Raw genomic sequence first — 8,206 nt, forward strand, 5'->3', positions numbered from 1 at the left:
CTTCGAAACCGCCCGGCGACTTTCCGGACGCCCTACGGGATCAATCCAGCTGATGCCACAAGCATGACTTAAGAAACGCACCAGCCTGCGAAAACGACAATACAGTCACCCCGATGAAACCGAACCCAGTCAAACGGGATCAACGCTACCTGATACCGAAGCATTCGTTTTCACAAACCGCAGCACTGGTATCCCCTCATAAAACACCTCTCCCTCGCAACGCATTCCGCACTTGCGAACGACACCGATGGAGGATGCGTTGGCCGGCATGACCATCGCAATGATCTGGTTCAGTTGGAGGATACGAAAACCAAAATCCAAGCACGCGGCGCAAGCTTCTGTCGCGAATCCCCGTCCCCAAAATTCAGGCTTCAAGCGATAGCCGACATCCACTTCGTGAAGGTCTGGCAAGTATTTCAATCCGCAAAAGCCGATCACCTTTCCACTTTGCTTTTGCACACAAGCCCAGCGGCCAAACCCATATCGCTCAAAGTCCGTGTAGCACTCAATCGCCTCAGCGGCCTGTTTCAGTGACGACAACAACGGCTCTCCCGTGAACTTCATCACCTCCGGGTCGCTGTTCAACCGAAAAAAGGCTTCTGCATCACCCAAATCGAAAGCGCGATGCGTTAATCGCGGCGTTTGCGGTCCTTCTCGATACACGACAACAGACTCCAATCGCAAAACCCCATCACGAATATCGACCTCGGTGTTTCGCGGAATACCTGGAAAGCTTGCGCCAGAAAATAAGGCCTTGACCGCGAAAACGCGGACCGATGATCTATCGCCCCCCCTACACAAGACCTCCCATCGCGTGAAAGGTTCAGGCTTATCTCCGCATGAGCTAACCATCACCAACTTCGCCGATGTCTTCGTTCCATAAAGCAGGACGATTCGCAATGAACTGACGCATCATGCGGACGCACTCGGGATCATCAACGATTGTCAAATCGACGCCTCGCGATCGAACATACGACTCCGGCCCCTGAAACGTCAAATTTTCACCGATCACGATCTTCGGAATCCTATACAACAGAGCCGCGCCACTGCACATGTCACATGGCGACAACGTTGAATACAGGATCGCTTTGGCATACTGATCCGCCGTCAACCGCCCCGCATTCTCCAAGCAATCCATCTCCGCGTGACGAATCGCGCTGCCATCTTGCACCCTGCGATTGCGACCACGTCCGACAATCTCTCCGTCGATCACCAGAACAGAACCTATCGGTATTCCGCCTTCACGGGCACCTTGCTCGGCCTCTCGGATTGCCTCTTTCAAAAACGCGTCCATGCCATACTCCTCGACGCTCGAGAAAGGAATTCATTGTACCGTGTCGCCGACGCCTGACAGCAAGCTGCGTGCGCTGATCTCAGTGCCTGCTTTGATCTCAGTGCCTGACTTGCTGGTCGGACCACTTGTGTCCACAAGCCACCCCATCACATCCCACGCCAAACTTGTCGATGGGCGACAAAGATCAAACCCAAAGCACTATTCACAGGTGGATACACCAGCGATGCAATCATCAACTGCCCCGGTGAAACCGGCGCAAATGCGCCGGCAGCAATCATCACCACTACGATTGCGAACATGCCTCCGAATAGCAATCCGTAGACCATGTTCTGGACCTGGAGAATGACGACGGAAATCATCAATACCAATGGACCTACAAAGAGCGTGGCGGCAAATTCGCCAGCGCAATTGACCAAGAAAAAATAGGCCGCACTCAAGTTCACCAAGAGGAATAGCGTGCGAAGGTTGAAATGCAGCAACGAACTGAAACCCGTGCGACGTTCATTGGGAATCGAACTACTGCACATTGTCACAAATGCCGTCAGAATCCTGAAACCACCGAAAAACCAACCCTAACTTGCCCGCAACAAAGCACCCAAGGCCAATACCGGGACTCTCAACTGTTGCCCAGTGCCGGCGTCCGGCATGCGACCCGTGTGTCGAAAGCTTGCATCTTCACGGTAGCCCCGCGCGAAACCGGTCGCGTTCTTGCGCCAACTTCTTTCGCGACGCATTGCCAATCCATCCAGCAAGTGCAGGCTCACCGAACAGATGGAACCAAATGGTACCAAGCGAAACGAACACCAATGCATGGATACCAAAGACCCATCCGTTTGTATCAGGCGTCACTTCGAATTGCAGCAATGAGAGAAAGCAGCCTATAGCTGTAAGGGTTGACAGCAAACTTGCACGCGCGGAGTTGCGAAGCCGTATACGCCGATGACAGGTCGGGCATCGAGAAAGCGGAAGAACAAGTCGAAGACGGTTCAGGGCGCCGTTGCATACGGGACATCGCGTTCCCGCATCACGCTCACTTGAGACCAGTGACGCTGAAGGAGCCGAGTATGGATTCGGGGTGGACATTGCGTGCCGAAGAATGAACTCTAGTTGGGAACGGCCGTCACAGCGATGGTGCGTATCCGAGCGATAACGCGGAAGAGCGGGAGTCTGTACCCGATGTTGCAACCAATTGCTTGTCGTCCAGCCAAACGCCGGAATTGCGTTGCATTGTAGGCACTTTATCTTCTTCGCGCCCCATTCGCTGAATCATTCCAGAGACCAGCATTTCGCATCCTGGATCATGAAGCCCCCACCGCGTCGCTAATCGAAATGAAGACCGGAAGCCCCAAACTGCTGCTCTACGTACGCGCAAATGCAGGTTGCTGGTCCTCGCAAGGGGACCAATCAATGGTTTCCCCGTCTTCGTGTGCTGCATCGGCATTTTCCTACGAACACAACCTCCGCAAGAGTCGCTGGCCCGCCAAACCAATGACTGACTCTCCATAGCTACGACAACAACCTCTGCAACAACGGTCCTTACGGTGGGGCCTCAATTCAGTCGTTCAGAGAATGTCCCGTCGCTGCATCCACGGATGCAGCGGGTTGTTTCAATATCGGACTCTCGGCCGGAAACTTCACGAGCAAATACTGCTTTGACTTCGTCCCCAACACTCTGATATCAGTCGATACCGGATCAAAACCATCGAGCTCGAACTTCAGTTTGTGGTTTCCTTCCGGCAGAACAAACACCGGTTTGACGTCCCACACTCCGGCCATTGCGTGACCAACGAAACCACCATCGATCGTGATTCGGATCGGGCGGACATCCGCAGCGGGAACAATGGCGTTGCCAACGCGCACCATCGACCTTTGACCACCGTCGAATTCACGTACCCCTTGTTGCGAGTGAGGCGTGATGAAGACGATGTGGAGAGTCGAATGTCCAGATGGCACCGAATCATCAGCGAGCCCTGCGGTTGGTGCCAACGCAAACAATGAAACCCAGGCAATCAATAGACGAGCCATAGCAACTCCGGTTGTTGTTCCGAGTAAAAGTAACTTCTCGGGGGTAGATGACAGTCGCAACCGAACACAAACAGATCGAATTGCGGTGCGATATCATGCCCGATGCCATGTTAGCGGTTTGGAATCCGTTCGGACGATCACGCCCTTTGCTTCGAGATCAAGCTGTACGGTCTTAGCCCACCAACCAGACTTCGCACCGCCGGGCCACAGTTCATCCGGAAGATGAGGCAAGATCGCCTTCTGCATCTCCGCCTGAGTCATGCCCGGTGCTTTCGAGGGAAGTACTGCCAGAAGCACATTCTTCATTGCGTTGTACTTCTCAGCATCAACGTTCTTCGTCTGCCCCGGACAATTCACATTCTCGATCTGAATTTTGTCAGAACTGGGCATGGGCAAATCGACTTTCGGGCAGTTGGCGTTCGACGCGGGATACGATCATAGAATCGTCTCGACAGGGCTGCTTGCACAAAGGGCCGCAAACGGAAAATCTGAGATTATTTGCCGGGTGAACGAACTCCCCAACTGACCTCATTGCCATCCGAGTCTCCGCTGCGAGAGACTGCACACCAGAAGAAACACGCCTCTCATCGATTGCTCTCGCTGGCGATGCTTGCTTCTTCGTCGCTGGACAGTTCGCCACTGCGAGAACACGGTGGCATACTGAAGTAGGCCCAAGAAGCAAGCAAGGACCAAACAACGATCATGGGTGTAAATGTGCGGTAAAAAATCACAACTCCCTTTCGCCCTGCAACGTTGTTTGGCATGAACGACTCAGCAACCGCGATCGACGCTAGACACGAAAAAACGACGGCAACGCCGACGAGCGCTAAATAGATTGTGCGTGCGTTAGCACGGATCGAACAGGCTGGACCATGCGTTTAGTCGTTTTGGTAGATACCATCGCTATCTTCCGGAACAACGTAAGGCACCACCAATTCAAGTCAGTTGAATTGCCGGGCAAATTGAACGACCGCATTGGCGCTGGCGGCGTCTCGGTTTAGGGAACGGACGTCGCCAATGAGTTCCGCATCACGAATGTGGTTGCCGTCGCCGGATGCGGAATTGCGTCGAAGGAATACCAGCGGTGGTTTCGAGAAAGGTCCCACGTCAAAAGAACAGTTGTTGACTCGCGAATGGAACCTCGTGCCTTCGAGATAGAGTTTGAACCGAACATCATCCCAGGACTGTTTGGGAAATCTAGCTTGCACTTCGAACCATGTGATCATTGATTCCGACTATCGACAAACGCGACTGGTCGACCAAAAGAAAGACGATGAATAGGGATCGCCCCCAACGTATGTCCCAGCTTACGGCACTGATAGTCGACGACCGAAGACTGATCACAGTTGCCTATTCCAATCCCTGTTGCTTCCCGGCGCTCGGTGCCGGGACCACGGAGACGAGGACTGCGGTGTCAGGCGCTTTGCCGGAGTAAAAGCTGATGTAGTGGGTGCTTCCGATCACAGTGGCGTTGGCGTTTCCGGCATCAAACGTAACCTTGCTTCCCATAGCAATGGGCTCCGAATCCGGCCAATCCTGTGGGTGGTCAAACACTTGCTCGGGATCGACCACGCGTCGTCGCAGTACGCCGGCACCACGATGGTAGTAGTAATTGCTCAGAAGACCTGTCTCCTTTTCGAGGATCAAGCTAGGCGTGGAAGCCAACGCGTCGCCGATATTGGTTGGTTCGCGTTTCCACGTCGCTCCGTAATCCGAAGAGACCATCTGGAATTGTGGCGTGCCCACCTCTGTACGGCCGATGGCAAGAATCCTGCCTTCGCCGAGGTAAACCGCGGCGGGCTCGGTCGGCCACTGAGTCTTGGGCAACCCTGACTCGACGGTAGTTTGTTTCCAGGTTTTGCCGTTGTCGCTGCTTGTTAGCGTGCCCCAAGCGTTCGTCGGCTTGCCTCCATAGTCTCCAGCGAACCACAACGCCATGAGACCCACGGTTGGGACGGTGAAGATGTCCGTGATTTGCACGGGGCGGACGGCAAGATCCGGCGTCGCCACGAGAGTAAAGGTAACGCCATCGGACGTACGGTAGAGATCGTGCAGACGCTCCTTTCCGACCCGCCGCACCCAAAGCAGCATCGCCCCTTCAGAATCCAGCCCCTTTCCCACCTCAACATCGCCAAAGCCCGGCGAGTTGGCGACGACCGTTTCCTCTGTCCACGTTTTCCCGCCGTCTGCAGAGGTTCGCGAGTAAACAGCGCGGGCGTCTTCCCCGATCGAGTGTCGCGAACCGCGGCTGTAGACGCAGACAAGCTTCTTTCCGATCGCCTGAATCATCGGCCACGAATTGTAGCCTTTCGCATCCTGGACAACACGCGGCTTCGTGAGCGTTCGCTGAACCGGCGACGCGGTCTGCGAAGGCGCGCCATTCAACACGGCGAGAAAAACAATGAGATTTGTGAGTGTGTTCATTTCGTTGGGCAACGTGTCGGATGGTACGCGAAGTCGCACCACCGAAGCGGTCGGTTGCGATCGACTCGGCCACCAATATACCGGATCCCACCATCGCATCGTTTCAACCGACGGCTAATCAACCGGTCTCGGCAAAACAAGGAAATAGACCGTGGACAGCAGCGCAAAGCATCCCACCAAAGCACCACACACACAAAGCAAGTAGGCGGGAAGACCGAAGAAAAACACCGCTTCACACCAGGCGATTTCAGTGAATCGCGAGAAGCGGAAAGTGAGCGTGGCGAAACCGTAGAAGCCAATCGCGAGCCCGAAAAGTCGTATGGAGAGTGAAACAGGTCCAACCGTTGCAGCACAGAATTCCAACGCGATGGCAACTGTCGCGATCATCAGCGTGCAAATGCCTAACCGCGTCAGCAATTCAGGATCAGAACCCGTCCAAAAGAACTGAATGCTGAAGCCCGACCTTGCACGCTCCATGAGATACATAACAAACTAAATCATCGGGTGGAGTGCGAACAGTTGGCTCATAAAATCTCGGTTGCAAGACTCACTCCATGCGAAATCAATAGCAATTTCCCGCCTTAGACAAGCACCGCCCAGTAGACCAAGGACCTATGGGAATTGTGTCCATACCGTGGCGGTCACGACGCCAAGGAAAGCAACCATCGGGACCGTGAGAAGTAGCCAACGTTTCCGCGGGCGAAATAGTAGGACCGAAGCGGCGATTAGCGAACAGAGCGTAACCGCAAGCTGCATCGCCAGAAAAACGAACCCATTTGGCGGAGGTCCAATTCGATTGATTGCAGGCAGAAGCAGAAAAAGTGCAAGCGTCCACGCAACGGATACCGATACCGGAAGATTCGATCCAACGCTTTGACACCTCAACAATGCTCTCATCGATCTGGAATGCTTACACACGGCTGAAACAGAACTTATTACACAACCGTTCGGCGACCTCCGTTCATCGCATGCTCTGCCTAGAATTACCGCGGAACACGTGTGGCTTCAAAGCCTACCGCCGGCAATTCCACCGTCTTCTGGCGCTGCGTTGCAACCATGTTTGTAACGACGTACGAAATCGTCTTTTCCCGCTGCTCCGGGACATGGCGGGTGACCGTATAAGTGATTTCATCACCAGTGACAGGATCAATTCTTGTTCGATTCTCGCGGACGACCGTCATCACGGTGTACGAGACTGTCTTGGAACGTTTTTCTCGAATTGGGATCGTCACGGTGTAGATCACATTCTTCCTGCCTGTTTCCGGGGTGGTCCGGACAACCGCGGTTGCACCTGATTCTTCTGACGATTGCGACGCGGCGGTCTTCACCGACGCAGTGAACAAGTAGCGACGAGGAGATCCAAGCGTCAATGCTGCCAGGAACGCCAGCACAACCGCTGAAGCCGCCAACGCAACCAAAACGACACGCCTGAATTTCATGCCACACACTCCCTCGTCTCTGTTTCTAGGTTGAACCATTCTTCTGCATCGACCGGATGGCGGCAGGTGGCTTCGGGCTATTCGGAACCTGGTAGCAGGTATTGGCAATATGCTGGTGGCCAAACGACCGCGATGGGCGAGCTCGGAAGTCTACTCTCCGTTCGTGAAACCGCGCAAGCCGTGCTCCGAGTGCACAAAACTGTTACCCACGCTGCGTCGATCGAACTCAGCGATGTTCACCACAGTCCGTATCGCAGCGTGTGGTATGTGAAGTTTAGGCAGAATGGAGCATTCAGTACAGCGATGACAGCAAGTGATCTGGGGCAGTTGCGTCGCCAGAACACAATTCCAGCAGCAACCACAGCAGAGGGGACTATGGGATATGCACCAAATGTCGAGGAATTGTCACCAAAGACAACGAAGTACAGAACGGCGGCTGACACGTACCAAATCGTGCAGAAAAGGCCGTAGAAGCCTGCTGCACGCAAGATTCGATACCAGCGAGTACGACGCAAGACGGCCGCTGGAGTCGACGGCGACATATTTAGATTGCGATCACTCAAACCGTAGGATGCCTCACGATGAAAGACTTTTGATAACTTGGGGGGCGACGCCAACAACTTCATACAGACAACGCGGGCATCCAGCAAGAAACGACAAGCAACTTTTCTGAGCGCCAAACCCTGAAAGCCTGCCTCTTTTGCAACCGATCGTTACAGCAATTCCGACCTGAGCTGGGTGCGACCAACTGATCGACTGCAGTACAAATTGATCATCTGAAACAACAGCCAGAAAGTTGGAATGAAGTCATCGCTCATGCCTCTCGTCGGTGTCTCGCCGCAAGATCGCAGATACGATGGCAACAATCGAGACGCACAGTGCCGAATACATTGATCCGGGAAGCCAGCCGACCAAAATCGAAATGCCCGCCGCAAAGCTATTGTATTCCGGATCAGTCGCAAGATTGTACTGAGCGCCCGCAACCATCAGAGCCCACACAGAAAACGTCCCATACAAAATCGCC

Annotated in this window: 9 protein-coding genes; all 9 read right to left on the reverse strand. The window is 54.1% G+C overall.

Annotated features, from left to right (window positions below; translation table 11 throughout):
* Positions 1 to 129 precede the first annotated feature (129 nt).
* The gene (locus tag HFP54_RS21985; protein WP_235952168.1) at positions 130 to 900 is read right to left on the reverse strand and encodes a GNAT family N-acetyltransferase; all 771 of its coding nucleotides are present in this window, start codon (positions 898 to 900) and stop codon (positions 130 to 132) included.
* A complete protein-coding gene (locus HFP54_RS21990; protein WP_146416057.1) occupies positions 845 to 1,294 on the reverse strand; it encodes a nucleoside deaminase in 450 nt (149 codons plus the stop codon). Before HFP54_RS21990 ends, HFP54_RS21985 begins: the two co-directional genes overlap by 56 nt.
* Before the next feature lie 146 nt (positions 1,295 to 1,440).
* Complete coding sequence (locus HFP54_RS21995; RefSeq protein WP_168566799.1) at positions 1,441 to 1,773, reverse strand: hypothetical protein; 333 nt, start codon at positions 1,771 to 1,773, stop codon at positions 1,441 to 1,443.
* Positions 1,774 to 2,848: 1,075 nt separating this feature from the next.
* Complete coding sequence (locus tag HFP54_RS22000) at positions 2,849 to 3,319, reverse strand: hypothetical protein (RefSeq protein WP_168566800.1); 471 nt, start codon at positions 3,317 to 3,319, stop codon at positions 2,849 to 2,851.
* A 93-nt stretch (positions 3,320 to 3,412) separates the two neighbouring features.
* Positions 3,413 to 3,709, reverse strand: a complete 297-nt coding sequence (locus tag HFP54_RS22005; protein ID WP_168566801.1) for a DUF6958 family protein — start codon at positions 3,707 to 3,709, stop codon at positions 3,413 to 3,415.
* Between the two features lie 960 nt (positions 3,710 to 4,669).
* Positions 4,670 to 5,743, reverse strand: a complete 1,074-nt coding sequence (locus tag HFP54_RS22010) for a sialidase family protein (RefSeq protein WP_235952169.1) — start codon at positions 5,741 to 5,743, stop codon at positions 4,670 to 4,672.
* A 114-nt stretch (positions 5,744 to 5,857) separates the two neighbouring features.
* On the reverse strand, positions 5,858 to 6,229 hold the full coding sequence (locus tag HFP54_RS22015) for a hypothetical protein (RefSeq protein ID WP_168566802.1): 372 nt from the start codon (positions 6,227 to 6,229) through the stop codon (positions 5,858 to 5,860).
* 497 nt (positions 6,230 to 6,726) lie between these two features.
* Positions 6,727 to 7,221, reverse strand: coding sequence for a hypothetical protein (locus HFP54_RS22020; protein ID WP_146416063.1), 495 nt, complete (start codon positions 7,219 to 7,221; stop codon positions 6,727 to 6,729).
* 768 nt (positions 7,222 to 7,989) lie between these two features.
* Positions 7,990 to 8,206 (reverse strand): hypothetical protein (locus tag HFP54_RS25340; protein ID WP_206036339.1); only part of this gene is annotated, 217 nt, incomplete at its 5' end.

It is taken from the genome of Crateriforma spongiae (assembly GCF_012290005.1).
GTDB lineage: Bacteria > Planctomycetota > Planctomycetia > Pirellulales > Pirellulaceae > Crateriforma > Crateriforma spongiae.

What these genes read in the sequence shown, in the direction of transcription:
- HFP54_RS21990 (WP_146416057.1), bottom strand. Translation starts at nt 1,294, where the DNA reads ATGGACGCGTTTTTGAAAGAGGCAATCCGAGAGGCCGAGCAAGGTGCC.
- HFP54_RS22000 (WP_168566800.1), bottom strand. Translation starts at nt 3,319, where the DNA reads ATGGCTCGTCTATTGATTGCCTGGGTTTCATTGTTTGCGTTGGCACCA.
- HFP54_RS22005 (WP_168566801.1), bottom strand. Translation starts at nt 3,709, where the DNA reads ATGCCCAGTTCTGACAAAATTCAGATCGAGAATGTGAATTGTCCGGGG.
- HFP54_RS22010 (WP_235952169.1), bottom strand. Translation starts at nt 5,743, where the DNA reads ATGAACACACTCACAAATCTCATTGTTTTTCTCGCCGTGTTGAATGGC.
- HFP54_RS22015 (WP_168566802.1), bottom strand. Translation starts at nt 6,229, where the DNA reads ATGTATCTCATGGAGCGTGCAAGGTCGGGCTTCAGCATTCAGTTCTTT.
- HFP54_RS22020 (WP_146416063.1), bottom strand. Translation starts at nt 7,221, where the DNA reads ATGGTTCAACCTAGAAACAGAGACGAGGGAGTGTGTGGCATGAAATTC.